Genomic DNA, 14,139 nt, shown 5'->3' on the forward strand with positions numbered 1-14,139 from the left:
CCGATGTTCTGGCGTCCCCTAGGGGATTCGAACCCCTGTACTCACCGTGAAAGGGTGATGTCCTAGGCCTCTAGACGAAGGGGACAGAAACTTGTGATTCTGTCTTATTGCGCTTCGCTTATTGACTACTCACTTGCCATCAATCAGCGAAGACCAAAATTCTAAACAACTTCGTGTTACTTGTGAAGTATTTTTTGCGACTTTCGTTTTCAGAGAAACCAACTTCGCGCAACTTCATCTGTTCTTGGTGGAGGTAAGCGGGATCGAACCGCTGACCTCTTGCATGCCATGCAAGCGCTCTCCCAGCTGAGCTATACCCCCTTGCAGAACAGAAACGAGATTGTATAGGGCGTTTTTGAAGCTGTAAATACCCTCTGACGACTTGGGTGAAACTTTTTTGTCTCGCCTGACGCCAATGCGCGCAATGGATGACGCGCGGCCGTCGCCACGCATCATCCGCCGTGGCGTGATCAGCCGTTCGCCTTATCCAGACGCTTCAACACGGTCTCGCGACCGAAGAGCATCAGGACGGCATCGATCGATGGCGTATGCGTCGTGCCCGCGACGAGCAGCCGGACCGGCATCGCGAGTTGCGGCATTTTGAGCTTGTGCGCCGCGAGCGTCGCCTTGAGCGCCGCCGCGATCGCTTCCTTGCTCCACTCGACGGCCGCCAGCGCCGCGCGCAAGTCGGCGATGGCCGGACGCACGGCTTCAGTGACGTGCTGCGCGAAGGCGTCCGGCTCGATGGCCGGCTCGCGATAGAACATCGCGGCGTTGTCGGCGATTTCCTTCACCGTCGATGCGCGATCTTTCAGCAGCGCGATCGCCTGATCGAGCGGCGCGCCGCTTTCGATGGCGGCGGCATCGATGCCCGCATCGACCAGGAACGGCCTGGCCAGTTGCGCGAGCCGCGCGTTGTCCGCTTCCTTGATGTAGTGCGCATTGAGCCAGTTGAGCTTGTCGTGGTCGTACTGCGCGGGCGACTTGCCGAGATGCTCGAGATCGAACCATTCGACGAACTGCTCGCGCGAGAAAATCTCGGCGTCGCCATGCGACCAGCCGAGGCGCGCGAGATAGTTCACCACCGCCTCGGGCAAGTAGCCGCCGTCGCGATAACCGGTCACGCTCATCGCGCCGTGGCGCTTGCTCATCTTCTCGCCCTGCTCGTTCAGCACGGTCGGCAGATGCGCGTACACCGGCACATCGCCGCCCAGCGCGCGCAGGATGTTGATCTGGCGCGGCGTGTTGTTCACGTGATCGTCGCCGCGAATGACGTGCGTGATTTTCATGTCGAGATCGTCGACGACCACGCAGAAGTTGTAGGTCGGCGTGCCGTCGGGACGCGCGATCACGAGGTCGTCGAGTTCCTCGTTCGAGATTTCGATGTGGCCTTTCACCGCGTCGTCCCACGCGACCGCGCCGGTGAGCGGGTTGCGAAAGCGCACGACCGGCTTCACGCCTTCCGGAACCGGCGGCAGCACCTTGCCCGGCTCGGGACGCCACGTGCCGTCGTAGCGCGGTTTCTCGCCCGCGGCGCGCTGGCGCTCGCGCAGCGCGTCGAGTTCTTCCGTCGACATGTAGCAGTGGTAAGCGAGGCCCTTCTCCATCATCTGCGCGACGACTTCGCGATAACGCTCCATGCGTTGCATCTGATAGAACGGACCTTCGTCGAAATCGAGTTCGAGCCAGGCCATGCCTTCGAGAATCGCATCGACCGATGCGTCGGTGGAGCGCTCCACATCCGTGTCCTCGATGCGCAGCACGAAGGTGCCCTTCATCTTGCGTGCGAACGCCCACGGATAAAGCGCGGAGCGGATGTTGCCGAGATGGATGAAGCCGGTCGGGCTCGGTGCGAAGCGGGTACGGACTTGGGTGGTCATTGCTGTTTGCTCGATGAATGGCGGTGCGCGCTCGCGCTCGATTCCCGCTCAAAATGAGACGAAATTATACTCGCCGCCCGCTTTGTGCCGGTCCGCGCGCCTTTTGTTTTATGATGTGCGCGCTTTTCCCGATCATCCGAAACACCCGCATGCAAGGCCCGCGCGGACGGGCCGCCCGGGATCCGCTGCACCGCCGGAGCACATCTTGAATTCATCGTCACCCCGTCTTTCGCGCCGCGCGTTTTCGCTCGCGGCCGCATCGTCCATTCTCGCGGCCTGCACGACCACGCGCGGCGGCGTGTCGGGCGATACCGCCTCCGGCACGCCGGTCGCGCCGCCGTCGAACACGGAGCCGCAGCGGCCGATGCGCATCGGTCTCGCGCTCGGCGGCGGCGCGGCGCGCGGCTTTGCGCATATCGGCGTGATCAAGGCGCTGGAGGCGCGCAACGTGCGCGTCGATCTCGTCGCGGGCACGAGCGCGGGCTCGGTGATCGCGGCGCTGTACGCATCGGGAATGACCGGCATCGCGATCAACAAGCTCGCGCTGACCATGGACGAAGCCTCGATCAGCGACTGGGCGATGCCCTTTCGCACGCGCGGCATCCTGCAGGGCACCGCGCTGCAAAACTACCTGAACAAGACGCTCGACAACCGTCCGATCGAAAAGATGGCGAAGCCGCTCGGCATCGTCGCCACGGATCTGAAGAGCGGTCAGCCGATTCTCTTCCAGCGCGGCAACACGGGCGTCGCGGTGCGTGCGTCGTGCAGCGTGCCGTCGATTTTCGAGCCGGTGAAGATCGGCGATCGCGAGTATGTCGACGGCGGGCTCGTGAGTCCGGTGCCGGCGGCGTTCGCGCACAAGATGGGCGCCGACTTCGTGATCGCGGTGGATATCTCGGCGCGGCCGGAAAGCGGGCTCACGTCCAACTCGTTCGACGTGCTGATGCAGACCTTCACGATCATGGGCCAGACCATCAAGGCCTATGAGCTCGACAAGTACGCCAACGCGGTGATTCGCCCGAACCTCAACGCGATGAGCAGCAGCGATTTCAGCCAGCGCAACGCGTCGATCCTCGCGGGCGAGGAAGCGGTCGCCAAAATGTGGCCGACGCTGCAACGCCAGCTTGCGGAGCGCGGCGCGCGGGTCTGATTCGTTTCGCAGCGCCCCGAATGCGACGACTTCACCTTGTCGGCGGTCACGTCGCCGGGCTGTCCGCCCCATGTCACGCGAAGATAGTTCGCGAGTTGCGCGATCTGCATCTCGCCGAACACGGAGCCCTGCTTCGCCACGCCGGTCGCGAAGAACGCCTGCAGATCCGCGGCCGTCCAGCCGCGCGCCGATGCGCCCGAGCTCGCCGGCGGATCGTCCGCGCCGGGATCGTGTGCAATACGAAGCATCGTCACGCGGGCGATTCCTTTCCGAACGCGTGATTCAGCAAGTTGGAATTGAAACGGCGGCTCGCAATGAGCCGCCGTTTTGAGAATGCAGGCGAGACCGGGTCAGTAATCCGCGTCTTCGATCCACGCCGCCTGGATCGCCTCCAGAATCTTTTCGTTGGATTTTTCGGGATCGTCGTCGAAACCGTCCAGTTCGGTAATCCAGCGATGCAGGTCAGTGAAACGCACATATTGGGGATCGATATCCTGATGCGCGTCGGTGAGTGCCATCGCGATCTCCTGAGTATCTGTCCACTTCATGGGCGAGCCTCCTGTCAGTGATTTTCTTTGGCGTGATTGATGGAGTACCGCGGGATCTCGACCACCAGATCCTCGTCGGCAGGCACCATTGCCTGACATGATAACCGCGATGTCGGTTCGAGACCCCACGCTTTGTCGAGCAGATCGTCCTCGTCCTCCCCGGACGGTTCGAGCGCGTTGAAGCCTTCCCGGATGATGACGTGACAGGTCGTGCACGCGCACGATTTCTCGCAGGCGTGCTCGATTTCGATGCCGTGTTCCAGCAGGTTGTCGCAGATGCTTTTGCTGACGTCGGCGTCGATCACCGCGCCGTCCGGGCAGAGTTCCACGTGAGGCAGCACAACGATTTGAGGCATGTTTTCGTGATTTCTCGAATGGGGTGATTTAGACGTCGTCGAGCTTGCGGCCCGCGAGCGCGCGGCGGATGCTCTTGTTCATGCGGCGCGCGGCGAATTCGTCGGTGCCGGTGGCCAGCGCTTTCGTGGCGTCTTCGATCTGCTCGACCGAATCGCCGTTCGCGAGCGCCGCGAGCCCGGTCACGAGCGTCAGGATTTGCGCGCGCTCATCGTCGTCGAGCAATTCGCCGTCGGCTTCGAGCGCGGCGTGCGTCGCTTCGATCAGACGCTCCGCTTCCACCTGCGCCTCACGCAACGCCCGCGCGTGCATGTCGGTTTCCGCGGTCTTGAAGCTCTCTTCGAGCATGCGGGCGACTTCGTCGTCGGCGAGACCGTACGACGGCTTCACCACCACCGACGCCTCCACGCCCGACGCCTGCTCGCGCGCGAACACGGACAGCAGCCCGTCCGCATCCACCTGATAGGTCACACGAATGCGCGCGGCGCCGGCCGCCATCGGCGGAATCCCGCGTAGCTCGAAGCGCGCGAGCGACCGGCAGTCGGACACGAGTTCGCGCTCGCCCTGGACGACGTGAATCGCCATCGCCGTCTGGCCGTCCTTGAAGGTCGTGAAATCCTGCGCGCGTGCGGTGGGAATCGTCGAATTGCGCGGGATGATCTTTTCGGTGAGGCCGCCCATCGTCTCGACGCCGAGCGACAGCGGAATCACGTCGAGCAACAGCCAGTCGTCGCCTTCGCCGCGACGGTTGCCGGCGAGCAGATCGGCCTGAATCGCCGCGCCGAGCGCGACGACCTGATCCGGATCGAGATTGACGAGCGGCGGCTGACCGAAGAACGCCTCGACCGCGCGGCGGATGACCGGCATGCGCGTGGCGCCTCCGACCAGCACGACGCCCTTGATGTCCTTGGGCGCGACTTTCGCGTCGCGCAGCGCCTTCTTCGTGGGCGTGAGCGTGCGATTCACGAGCGCTTCAACCAGCGCGGCGAACTGCGCTTCCGTCACCGCGACATCGATTTGCTTGCCGGTCGAGAGCGTCGCCTGGACGCGCGTTTCGGGCGCGTCCGAGAGCGCTTCCTTCGCGGTGCGCACGCGATCGAGCATCAGGCGCACGTCTTCCGGCGCCTCGAGCGTGACGCCCGCTTCCTCCAGTACATGGCGATACAGCGCGTGGTCGAAATCGTCACCGCCGAGCGCGGAATCGCCGCCCGCCGCGAGCACTTCGAAGACGCCCTTCGTGAGCTTCAGGATCGAGAGGTCGAACGTGCCGCCGCCGAGATCGAAGACGGCGAAGAGACCTTCGGCGCCGTTATCGAGACCGTAGGCAATCGCGGCCGCGGTCGGTTCGTTGAGCAGCCGCAGCACGTTCAGGCCGGCGAGCTTCGCCGCATCCTTGGTCGCCTGCCGCTGGGCTTCGTCGAAATAGGCGGGCACCGTGATCACCGCGCCGACGAGATCCTCGCCGAGCGTGTCTTCCGCGCGATAACGCAGCGTCGCGAGAATTTCCGCCGATACTTCGACCGGGCTCTTCACGCCATCGACGGTGCGGATCTGCACCATGCCGGGCGCGTCCAGAAACTCGTACGGCGCGTTCTCCGCGCCCTCGACTTCGCTTTTGCCGCGGCCCATGAAGCGCTTGACCGACACGATCGTGTTGCGCGGATCGGTGACGGCTTCATCCTTCGCGATCCGGCCGATGCGTCGTCCGCCCTTCTCCAGATAGCGCACGACCGACGGCAGCAGCACGTGGCCGTCCTCGTCGGGCAGCGCTTCGGGCACGCTGCTGCGCACGGCCGCGACGAGCGAGTTCGTCGTGCCGAGATCGATGCCGACCGCCACGCGCCTTTGATGCGGCGCCGGCGCCATGCCGGGTTCTGAGATTTGCAGTAAAGCCATCGTTGGTCTTATGGGGTGTTAACGGCGAACGCGTCTTTATGCGTGCTCGAGCCGTTCGATTTGCGCGCCGATTTCATGAGCCACGCGTTCGATGAACATCAATTGCCGCACCGCCTCGCTCGCGGCCTGATCCGACTTGCTGTCGATCAGCGCCTCGAGTTTCGTGAGTCGCACGCGCTCTTCCTCGCGCAATTCGTCGAGCAGCGCTTCGAGCGCGCCGATATTCTTCGCGTTCGCGGCGTCCTCGATATTTTCGCGCCATTCCATCTGCTGCATCAGGAACGCGGGCTCCATTGCGGTGTTGTTCTCCGCGCCGACGTCGATGCCGCGCTGCGACAGCATATAGCGCGCGCGCTTGAGCGGGTCGCGCAACGTCTGATATGCCTCGTTCGCGTGCGTGGCCCATTGCATCGCGAGGCGTTTCTGCGCGTCGCCGGCGGCGGCGAAACGGTCCGGATGCACTTGCGCCTGCACGGTGCGATACGCGCCGTCGAGTTTCTGCGGATCGACGGCGAAGGTGTTCGGCAGATCGAAGAGAGCGAAGTGACTGTCGGTGAGCGAGGCCATGCTATGTCAATGGTTTTAGTGTGCGCGAATGAAAAAGGCGGCACGCGCCGCCTCTTTTGCCGATACCGCCGGCGTCCTCCGCGTCAGACGCGGAACGATTCGCCGCAGCCGCATTCGTCCTTCGCGTTCGGGTTATTGAACTTGAAGCCTTCGTTCAGGCCTTCGCGGGCGAAGTCCAGCTCGGTGCCGTCGAGATACGGAAGACTTTTCGGATCGATCACGATCTTCACGCCCGCCGACTCGAACACGGTGTCTTCGGCCGCGAGTTCATCCACGTACTCGAGCTTGTACGCCAGACCCGAACAGCCCGTCGTGCGCACGCCCAGCCGCAGCCCGACGCCCTTGCCGCGCCGCGTCAGATACTTCTGCACGTGTTGTGCCGCCTTATCCGTCAACGTGATTGCCATAGTCTTCGCTTCTCTTTTCGAGGCGCGACGCACACGCATCCCGCCCGCGTTCGTCACTTAAGCCGCGTGTTGCTTGGTTTCCGTCGCCTGCGCTTCCGGAGCGGCGACGCCATGACGCTGCTTGTAATCGGCGACCGCCGCCTTGATCGCATCTTCCGCGAGAATCGAGCAGTGGATCTTCACCGGCGGCAGCGCCAGTTCCTCGGCGATCTGCGTGTTTTTGATCGTCAGCGCCTGATCCAGCGTCTTGCCCTTCACCCATTCGGTGACGAGCGAACTCGATGCGATCGCCGAGCCGCAGCCGTAGGTCTTGAACTTCGCGTCCTCGATCACGCCATCCGCGCCGACGCGGATTTGCAGCTTCATCACGTCGCCGCAGGCCGGCGCGCCGACCATGCCGGTGCCGACCGTGTCGTCGTCCTTCGCGAACGAGCCGACGTTGCGCGGGTTTTCGTAGTGGTCCAGAACCTTGTCGCTATAAGCCATGATTCAAACTCTCCTTTATTCGATGACGCGTGGCGCTCTCGGTGGTCGCTTAGTGCGCGGCCCACTGGATGGTCGAGATATCGATGCCGTCCTTGTGCATTTCCCAGAGCGGCGACAGATCGCGCAGCTTCGCGATCTTGTTCTTCAGCAGGTTGATCACGTAGTCGACGTCCTGCTCGGTGGTGAAGCGGCCGACGGTGAAGCGGATCGAGCTGTGCGCGAGTTCGTCGTTGCGGCCGAGCGCGCGCAGCACATACGACGGCTCCAGCGACGCCGACGTGCACGCCGATCCCGACGACACCGCGACATCCTTCACCGCCATGATCAGCGATTCGCCTTCGACGAAATTGAAACTGATATTGAGGTTGTGCGGCACGCGGCGTTCCATGTCGCCGTTGACGTACACCTCTTCGATGGCTTTCAGGCCGTTGAGCAGACGGTCGCGCAGCATGCGGATGCGCTCGTTTTCCGTCGCCATTTCCTCACGCGCGATGCGAAACGCCTCGCCCATGCCGACGATCTGATGCGTCGCGAGCGTGCCCGAACGCATGCCGCGCTCGTGACCGCCGCCGTGCATCTGCGCCTCGATACGCACACGCGGCTTGCGGCGCACGTACAACGCGCCGATGCCCTTCGGACCGTACGTCTTGTGCGCCGAGAACGACATCAGGTCGACCTTCAGCTTTTGCAGGTCGATGGCGATCTTGCCGGTGGCCTGCGCCGCGTCGACGTGAAAAATGATGCCCTTCTCGCGCGTGATCTCGCCGATCGCCTCGATGTCCTGAATCACGCCGATCTCGTTGTTCACGCTCATCACGGAAACGAGGATCGTGTCCGGGCGGATCGCCGCCTTGAACGTTTCCAGGTCGATGAGACCGTCGTCCTTCACGTCGAGATACGTGACTTCGTAGCCTTCGCGCTCCAGCTCGCGCGTGGTGTCGAGCACGGCCTTGTGCTCGGTCTTCACGGTGATGATGTGCTTGCCGCGGCTCTTGTAGAAGTGCGCGGCGCCCTTGATGGCGAGGTTGTCCGATTCCGTTGCACCCGACGTCCAGATGATCTCGCGCGGATCGCAGTTGACGAGCGCCGCGACGTTCTCGCGCGCTTCCTCGACCGCACGCTCCGCATCCCAGCCGTACTGGTGGCTGCGCGAGGCCGGATTGCCGAACTGCTCGCGAAGATACGGAATCATCTTGTCCACCACGCGCGGATCGATGGGCGTCGTCGCGCTGTAGTCCATGTAAATGGGCAGGTGGGGAATATCGTTGTTCATCAGTCGCTCCGGGAAATCGGTCAAAGCTCTTGGCTGGATGCTTTCTGTCTGCGCGCCCGGCGCTCGTGCCGGCGGCGCGCTTGTGTCATCCGGCCAGATTGAAAATGGAATTCGGGCCTTTGGGCGCGACGCGAGCGGCCTCGACGCCAGCCGATTCGGCGCGCCGGTCGCGCAGCACCGCCGACGAGCCTTCGCGTGCGCGCTGCTGATCGACCAGATCCTTCAACGAGACGGAATCGAGATACTCGACCATCTTCTGGTTGAGCGTCGCCCAGAGCTCGTGCGTCATGCAGTGGCCGTCGTGCTGCTTCGTGCCTTCGCACGTGCCCTTGCCGCCGCATTGCGTGGCGTCGATCGGCTCGTCGACCGCGATGATGATGTCGGCGACCGTGACGTTCTCCGCGCGGCGCGCGAGGTTGTAGCCGCCGCCCGGTCCGCGAACCGATTCGACGATCTCATGCCGCCGCAGCTTGCCGAAGAGCTGTTCGAGATAGGAAAGCGAGATGCGCTGGCGCTGACTGATGCCTGCCAGCGTCACCGGGCCCTGCTCCTGGCGCAACGCCAGGTCGATCATCGCCGTGACGGCGAAACGGCCTTTCGTGGTGAGTCTCATAATTGGGGGCTAACGCTAATACTCGATGATTTTCGTCAAGTATAAATATCCCACAGTTTTAGTCAAGTATCCGGGGCGAGATAAGTAGCTTTTTAATTGGTTTTTTTTCGCCCGGAGTTGGACACGATTCCGGCTCGCGCCGTCAGGCGGTCAATTGGGCACGCAAGGCTTTCAGCAATCCCTCGCACGCGTCTTCGCACTGATCGAGCACTTTTTCGAAACCTTCGTCGCCACCGAAATAGGGATCGACTACGACGCGGCTGTCGTCGTTCGCGGCGAACTCCATGAGCAGACGAATCTTGTCGCGATGCCCGGGCGGGCAAACCGTCGTCAACGCTGTGGCGTTGGCGTCGTCCATGACGATGAACAGATCGAAACGCGCGAAATCGGCGGCCGCAATCTGACGCCCGCGCAGCTTCGACAAGTCGTAGCCGCGCTTCTTCGCCGCTTTCTGCGCGCGCTCGTCCGGCGGTTCGCCGATGTGCCAGTCGCCGGTGCCCGCCGAATCGATGACGATCCGGTCGGCCAACTTCGCGCGCTCGACGAGGTGGCGCATCACCGCTTCCGCGCTGGGCGAGCGGCAGATGTTGCCGAGACAGACGAAGCAGATCGCGATCGAATTCATCTAAAGCCGGGAAGAGTCGTAACGCCCGGCGACGTCGACGAAGACAGCAGCCGGAATGCGTCCGCGATTATACAAAGTGCCACACTTTCTCGCCCAACCCGGGCATTCCGGCCTGCGGAACGCGTTCACCGCTCGTCGCGATGAATGTCGTGCGTGATGAAGCGCGATTCGCCGTTGGGCATGTCGAGCCAGTCGCGATGCGCCAGCGTGCGGCGCATGTCGGAGAGACCGCTTTCCCAGTGCTCGCGCATCGTCGAGAGGCCGAACTGATAGTCCTTGAAGTGGCCCTCGTATTCCTTTTGCCGGTAGATCAGGTGAATGATGTTGTAGCGCTTCGAGCACGCCAGTTCGGCGGCAAGCCTGCACCATTCGTCGTTCTTGCGCGTCGCTTCGGGCACGAGATCGAGCACGTGCTGCAGCACGTTGCGGTAGCGTTGCGAGCGCTGCATCTGATCCGTGACGAGGCGCGTGCGGCTCGAATACTGCACGTCCTTCACGCGTCCCATCACGTCGACGATGCTGTCCGGCACCGGCCCGCGCGCGCTCCACAAATCGACCTGGAAGGCGAGCGTGTCGCGGCGCGGCGTCGCCTGCGCGACCTCGTAAAGCGGCGTGTTCGACATGAGGCCGCCGTCCCAGTAGAACTGGCCATCGATTTCGACCGCGGCGAAACCCGGCGGCAACGCGCCGGACGCGATGAAATGCTCGGCGCGCAACTCGATCTGCGTGTTGTCGAAATAGGCGAAATTACCGGTCGCGACGTTCACCGCGCCGACCGACACGCGCGTTTCGCCCGAATTGATGCGGTCGAAGTCGCAAAGACGCTCGAGCGTGGCCTTGAGCGGCGTCGTGTCGTAATAGCTGGCGGTTTGCGGCGAGCTCGACATGATCGGCGACGGCGGCGGAAAACGCGGAACGAAGAACCCCTTTTGCCCTTCGACGAGCGCGCCGAACGCCTGCATCGCGGTGAACGCCTTGCGGATCTCGTCGGCGGAATCGAAAAGCGCGCGCTCGACGAACGCCGGCAAAGGGAAACCGAATGCCGGCTGGCAAATGGTCTCCCAGAATTCCAGCAGACGCGTCGCGCGATGTTCCGGCGCATTGCCCGCGATGATCGCCGTATTGAGCGCGCCGATCGAAATGCCGGCGATCCAGTTCGGATGAATGTCGGCCTCGTGAAGCCCCTGATAGACGCCCGCCTGATAAGCGCCGAGCGCGCCGCCGCCTTGCAGCATCAGCGCGATCGTTTCGTAAGGCGGCAGGTGGATGCGGGACTGCGCCCGTTCCCGTTGCAGCGCGTCGAGTTTGTCGTTTTCTGCCATGCGTCCTCGCCCTTTTACTGCATGAACCAGCCGTGGCTCACGACGAACGATTGCCCAGTCAGCGCCGCCGTGTCGAACGCGGACAGGAAGAGCACGGTCTGCGCGACATCCTCGACCGTGGTGAACACGCCGTCCACGGTGCCGCCCAGCATGACGCGCTTGACGACTTCCTCTTCGCTGATCTTCAGTTCCTTCGCCTGCTCGGGAATCTGCTTGTCGACGAGCGGCGTGCGCACGAAGCCCGGACAGACGACGTGCGAACGCACGTTATGCTTCGCGCCCTCTTTAGCGAGCACGCGCGCGAGGCCGAGCAAGCCGTGCTTGGCGGTCACGTACGCCGATTTGAGCGGCGACGCCTCGTGCGAATGCACCGAGCCCATGTAAACGACGATGCCGCCTCGATCGTCCTTGTACATGTGCTTCAGCGCGGCTTTGGTGGTGAGGAAGGCGCCGTCGACATGGATGGCCATCATCTTTTTCCAGTCGGCGTACGCGTAGTTTTCGATCGGATTGACGATCTGGATGCCCGCATTCGACACGAGAATGTCCACCGAGCCCAGTTCCGACGCGACGCGATCGATGCCCTGGTTGACCGCGTCTTCGTTCGTCACGTCCATGGCGATGCTGATGGCCTTTCCGCCTTTGCCGCGAATTTCCTCGGCGACGGCGTCCGCGCCCGCCTGATTCAGGTCTGCAATGGCGACCGCCGCACCCGCGCCCGCGAGCGTGAATGCGATCGCGCGGCCGATGCCGCTCGCCGCGCCCGTCACGACCGCGGTCTTGCCGTCGAGCTTACCGTTTGATGACATGCGAACCTCCTATCCAGTGGAAGACATCAGGTGAATGACAACATCCATCGGCACGACCATCAAGCTGGCCGTTCGGCATAGGAAAACTCGTGCGAAACATCAGAATGCCTATGCCGTTCGGCCGACTGTTCATGAATGTCCGGGAGCGGCTATTGTGCATGAAGGACGCAATGCGCTGCAGCGAGGGCCAGGCGTCGAGAGTCTTGCGTTGGACGGCGTCGGCTAGAATAGGCCCCCTTCCCCGCAGCTTTTCTTTCCTGTCTTTTCACGCCCCGCGCGGGCCTCTCGTCATGCTCAGTTATCGTCACGCGTTTCATGCGGGCAATCACGCCGATGTGCTCAAACACGCAATCGTCATTCAGATGCTTCGCCATCTCGGCCTGAAGGACAAATCGTATTGGTACATCGACACGCACGCCGGCGCCGGCGTCTACGCGCTCACCGAAGGCTTCGCGACGAAAAACGCGGAGTTCGAAACGGGGATCGGCAAGCTTCAGGATCGCGACGACTTGCCTCCGCTGCTCGCCGATTACGTCGACGAGGTCAAGGCGTTGAATCCCGACGGCGATCTGCGCTTTTATCCCGGCTCGCCCTATCTCGCCTGGCGCACGATGCGCGAGCAGGATCGCATGCGGCTTTTCGAATTGCACAGCACGGAGATCGACGTGCTGCGCCACAATTTCCGCGATGCCGGCCGCCGCGCAATGATCTACGAGGGCGACGGCTTCGACGGAATCAAGGCGCTGTTGCCGCCGGCGCCGCGCCGCGCGCTCGTGCTGATCGACCCCTCGTACGAAGACAAGCGTGACTACGCCCGCACGCTCACCTGTCTGGAGGAAAGCATCAAGCGCTTCGCAACGGGGACATACGCGGTCTGGTATCCGATCGTCACGCGCATCGAGTCGCAGCGCTTTGCCGATCAGTTGAAGGCCCTTCAGCCGAAGGGCTGGCTGCATGCCGCCCTGACCGTGAGAAAACCGCCGACGGACGGTTTCGGCCTGTTCGGCAGCGGCATGTTCGTGATCAATCCGCCCTATACGCTGGCGAAAGAATTGAAGGACGCATTGCCCTATCTCGTCGACGCGCTCGGCGAGGACGATCACGCGTCGTTCAAGCTGGAACATCGCGCGGACTGAGTTGCGCCTGCGATCAGGGATGAGGCGTGCGCGGAACGCGTGGTCGTACGCCGCCGCCCGGCTGCGTGGGCACCGTGTTCCGCCCGCTCGAATATTCGACGTAGGGTGAAACCACGATCGGCGGCTCGGCCTCCTGCGGCAGCCCGGGGAGTGTGGCCATCGGCACCATGCCGGGACCGCCGAGCGGACCGCTCTGAAGCACGGTGCCGCTGACGCCGCTGTGGATGCCGGTCTGCGTATCGAGTACGAGCGGCTCGCCGCCCGGCTTGGCGAACGTCGATTGCGCGCCGAACAGCGCTGCCGCGAGCGCGACGCTCACCCAAACGCGAACGCGCATATTCGTCGTGTCGTTGATGTGGCCTGGCATCGTGCGCTCTTTTATGTAGACGAAACGGCTTTACCTTACCCCGGTGGCAAGCTTTAGGCTAGGCGCTTCCACTCAGAAGCAGCTTCGCAACCGTCCTTTCACAGGAGATACGATGAAATCAAAGAGAATCGCGCTTGCCATCTTCACCGCCCTCTGCAGCACAAGCGCGATCGCACAGTCGGCCACGCCCGCGAGCGACGCAATGTCCGGCATGAACATGGAACAGCACGCGCAGAAGCCCACGGACGTGTCGTCCACCGCTGCATTCCAGGCCGCCGATCAGAAAATGATGTCGGGCATGTCGGGCGTCGAGTACACGGGCGACGCCGACCGGGATTTCGTTGCGCACATGATTCCGCATCATCAGGGCGCAGTGGAAATGGCGAAGGTCGAATTGAAGTACGGGAAAGACGCGAAGCTGCGCAAACTGGCGAAGGACATCATCGCCGCGCAGAACAAGGAAATTGCGTTCATGAAACAGTGGCTGGAGCAGCATCCGGCCAAGCATTGAGGTTCTGCAACAGGCGTCGAGCAGAAACACAAAAGCCCCGCGATGCGGGTAATGCCGTTCAGTTAAGGTCTTTTCTTAGATAGCGAACGGTGTACCGTTTGGGGCGGGATTTGACGACCCGGTCGCATGCACGTCCGGGTCGTTTTTCGTTGGGCAGAGACTTGAGCCTTTCGCGCAGACGCTGAAGGCAGGCGG

16 protein-coding genes, 2 tRNA genes and 1 pseudogene are annotated in these 14,139 nt (G+C 62.9%); 3 read left to right on the forward strand and 16 right to left on the reverse strand.

What is annotated here, in order from left to right:
• Positions 1–9 precede the first annotated feature (9 nt).
• The 3 genes from NOV72_RS21565 to gltX all read right to left on the reverse strand — a co-directional run bounded on the left by NOV72_RS21565 (position 10) and on the right by gltX (position 1,880).
• Positions 10–85, reverse strand: a tRNA-Glu gene (locus tag NOV72_RS21565).
• 160 nt (positions 86–245) lie between these two features.
• Positions 246–321, reverse strand: a tRNA-Ala gene (locus tag NOV72_RS21570).
• 149 nt (positions 322–470) lie between these two features.
• Complete coding sequence (gene gltX / locus NOV72_RS21575) at positions 471–1,880, reverse strand: glutamate--tRNA ligase (protein WP_106856600.1); 1,410 nt, start codon at positions 1,878–1,880, stop codon at positions 471–473.
• 205 nt (positions 1,881–2,085) lie between these two features.
• Between gltX and NOV72_RS21580 the strand changes: the two genes are divergently transcribed.
• A complete protein-coding gene (locus NOV72_RS21580; RefSeq protein WP_106856627.1) occupies positions 2,086–3,030 on the forward strand; it encodes a patatin-like phospholipase family protein in 945 nt (314 codons plus the stop codon).
• Between the two features lie 350 nt (positions 3,031–3,380).
• Here the strand turns inward: NOV72_RS21580 and iscX are convergent, their stop codons facing one another.
• The 11 genes from iscX to NOV72_RS21635 all read right to left on the reverse strand — a co-directional run bounded on the left by iscX (position 3,381) and on the right by NOV72_RS21635 (position 11,930).
• Positions 3,381–3,578 (reverse strand): Fe-S cluster assembly protein IscX, encoded by a 198-nt coding sequence (gene iscX / locus NOV72_RS21585; protein ID WP_061121077.1) that lies wholly within the window; start codon positions 3,576–3,578, stop codon positions 3,381–3,383.
• A gap of 14 nt (positions 3,579–3,592) precedes the next feature.
• The gene (gene fdx, locus NOV72_RS21590) at positions 3,593–3,934 is read right to left on the reverse strand and encodes an ISC system 2Fe-2S type ferredoxin (protein ID WP_106856601.1); all 342 of its coding nucleotides are present in this window, start codon (positions 3,932–3,934) and stop codon (positions 3,593–3,595) included.
• Between the two features lie 28 nt (positions 3,935–3,962).
• On the reverse strand, positions 3,963–5,828 hold the full coding sequence (gene hscA / locus NOV72_RS21595; protein WP_106856602.1) for a Fe-S protein assembly chaperone HscA: 1,866 nt from the start codon (positions 5,826–5,828) through the stop codon (positions 3,963–3,965).
• Positions 5,829–5,864: 36 nt separating this feature from the next.
• Complete coding sequence (hscB, locus tag NOV72_RS21600; protein WP_106856603.1) at positions 5,865–6,395, reverse strand: Fe-S protein assembly co-chaperone HscB; 531 nt, start codon at positions 6,393–6,395, stop codon at positions 5,865–5,867.
• Positions 6,396–6,478: 83 nt separating this feature from the next.
• Complete coding sequence (iscA, locus tag NOV72_RS21605) at positions 6,479–6,802, reverse strand: iron-sulfur cluster assembly protein IscA (protein WP_106856604.1); 324 nt, start codon at positions 6,800–6,802, stop codon at positions 6,479–6,481.
• Between the two features lie 57 nt (positions 6,803–6,859).
• Complete coding sequence (gene iscU, locus NOV72_RS21610; protein ID WP_106856605.1) at positions 6,860–7,288, reverse strand: Fe-S cluster assembly scaffold IscU; 429 nt, start codon at positions 7,286–7,288, stop codon at positions 6,860–6,862.
• A 49-nt stretch (positions 7,289–7,337) separates the two neighbouring features.
• Positions 7,338–8,561 carry an IscS subfamily cysteine desulfurase gene (locus NOV72_RS21615; protein WP_106856606.1) on the reverse strand — a complete coding sequence of 408 codons (1,224 nt, stop codon included), beginning with the start codon at positions 8,559–8,561 and terminating at the stop codon, positions 7,338–7,340.
• Positions 8,562–8,646: 85 nt separating this feature from the next.
• Positions 8,647–9,174: a Fe-S cluster assembly transcriptional regulator IscR gene (iscR, locus tag NOV72_RS21620; RefSeq protein WP_061121070.1), complete on the reverse strand. Its 528-nt coding sequence runs from the start codon at positions 9,172–9,174 to the stop codon at positions 8,647–8,649.
• A 142-nt stretch (positions 9,175–9,316) separates the two neighbouring features.
• On the reverse strand, positions 9,317–9,799 hold the full coding sequence (locus NOV72_RS21625) for a low molecular weight protein-tyrosine-phosphatase (protein ID WP_106856607.1): 483 nt from the start codon (positions 9,797–9,799) through the stop codon (positions 9,317–9,319).
• A gap of 125 nt (positions 9,800–9,924) precedes the next feature.
• Entirely contained in the window at positions 9,925–11,121 is a 1,197-nt protein-coding gene (locus tag NOV72_RS21630) for a DUF3734 domain-containing protein (RefSeq protein WP_106856608.1), read from the reverse strand.
• Between the two features lie 14 nt (positions 11,122–11,135).
• Positions 11,136–11,930, reverse strand: a complete 795-nt coding sequence (locus tag NOV72_RS21635) for a 3-hydroxybutyrate dehydrogenase (RefSeq protein WP_106856609.1) — start codon at positions 11,928–11,930, stop codon at positions 11,136–11,138.
• Between the two features lie 290 nt (positions 11,931–12,220).
• Here NOV72_RS21635 and NOV72_RS21640 point away from each other — a divergent pair, with 290 nt between their 5' ends.
• Positions 12,221–13,066 carry a 23S rRNA (adenine(2030)-N(6))-methyltransferase RlmJ gene (locus NOV72_RS21640; RefSeq protein ID WP_106856610.1) on the forward strand — a complete coding sequence of 282 codons (846 nt, stop codon included), beginning with the start codon at positions 12,221–12,223 and terminating at the stop codon, positions 13,064–13,066.
• A 13-nt stretch (positions 13,067–13,079) separates the two neighbouring features.
• Here the strand turns inward: NOV72_RS21640 and NOV72_RS21645 are convergent, their stop codons facing one another.
• A complete protein-coding gene (locus NOV72_RS21645; RefSeq protein ID WP_106856611.1) occupies positions 13,080–13,433 on the reverse strand; it encodes a hypothetical protein in 354 nt (117 codons plus the stop codon).
• Positions 13,434–13,545: 112 nt separating this feature from the next.
• On the opposite strand from NOV72_RS21645, the gene copM reads away from it, so the two are divergent.
• On the forward strand, positions 13,546–13,944 hold the full coding sequence (gene copM / locus NOV72_RS21650; protein WP_106856612.1) for a CopM family metallochaperone: 399 nt from the start codon (positions 13,546–13,548) through the stop codon (positions 13,942–13,944).
• 58 nt (positions 13,945–14,002) lie between these two features.
• On the opposite strand, the pseudogene NOV72_RS32815 reads toward copM, so the two are convergent.
• A pseudogene (locus tag NOV72_RS32815) lies at positions 14,003–14,139 on the reverse strand (IS4 family transposase); the annotation flags it as partial.

It is taken from the genome of Caballeronia novacaledonica (assembly GCF_900258035.1).
Classification (GTDB): domain Bacteria; phylum Pseudomonadota; class Gammaproteobacteria; order Burkholderiales; family Burkholderiaceae; genus Caballeronia; species Caballeronia novacaledonica.

Excerpts from the sequence above, each read along its gene's own strand:
- gltX (WP_106856600.1), bottom strand. The coding sequence starts at position 1,880 with ATGACCACCCAAGTCCGTACCCGCTTCGCACCGAGCCCGACCGGCTTC.
- iscX (WP_061121077.1), bottom strand. The coding sequence starts at position 3,578 with ATGAAGTGGACAGATACTCAGGAGATCGCGATGGCACTCACCGACGCG.
- fdx (WP_106856601.1), bottom strand. The coding sequence starts at position 3,934 with ATGCCTCAAATCGTTGTGCTGCCTCACGTGGAACTCTGCCCGGACGGC.
- hscA (WP_106856602.1), bottom strand. The coding sequence starts at position 5,828 with ATGGCTTTACTGCAAATCTCAGAACCCGGCATGGCGCCGGCGCCGCAT.
- hscB (WP_106856603.1), bottom strand. The coding sequence starts at position 6,395 with ATGGCCTCGCTCACCGACAGTCACTTCGCTCTCTTCGATCTGCCGAAC.
- iscA (WP_106856604.1), bottom strand. The coding sequence starts at position 6,802 with ATGGCAATCACGTTGACGGATAAGGCGGCACAACACGTGCAGAAGTAT.
- iscU (WP_106856605.1), bottom strand. The coding sequence starts at position 7,288 with ATGGCTTATAGCGACAAGGTTCTGGACCACTACGAAAACCCGCGCAAC.
- NOV72_RS21615 (WP_106856606.1), bottom strand. The coding sequence starts at position 8,561 with ATGAACAACGATATTCCCCACCTGCCCATTTACATGGACTACAGCGCG.
- iscR (WP_061121070.1), bottom strand. The coding sequence starts at position 9,174 with ATGAGACTCACCACGAAAGGCCGTTTCGCCGTCACGGCGATGATCGAC.
- NOV72_RS21625 (WP_106856607.1), bottom strand. The coding sequence starts at position 9,799 with ATGAATTCGATCGCGATCTGCTTCGTCTGTCTCGGCAACATCTGCCGC.
- NOV72_RS21630 (WP_106856608.1), bottom strand. The coding sequence starts at position 11,121 with ATGGCAGAAAACGACAAACTCGACGCGCTGCAACGGGAACGGGCGCAG.
- NOV72_RS21635 (WP_106856609.1), bottom strand. The coding sequence starts at position 11,930 with ATGTCATCAAACGGTAAGCTCGACGGCAAGACCGCGGTCGTGACGGGC.
- NOV72_RS21640 (WP_106856610.1), top strand. The coding sequence starts at position 12,221 with ATGCTCAGTTATCGTCACGCGTTTCATGCGGGCAATCACGCCGATGTG.
- NOV72_RS21645 (WP_106856611.1), bottom strand. The coding sequence starts at position 13,433 with ATGCCAGGCCACATCAACGACACGACGAATATGCGCGTTCGCGTTTGG.
- copM (WP_106856612.1), top strand. The coding sequence starts at position 13,546 with ATGAAATCAAAGAGAATCGCGCTTGCCATCTTCACCGCCCTCTGCAGC.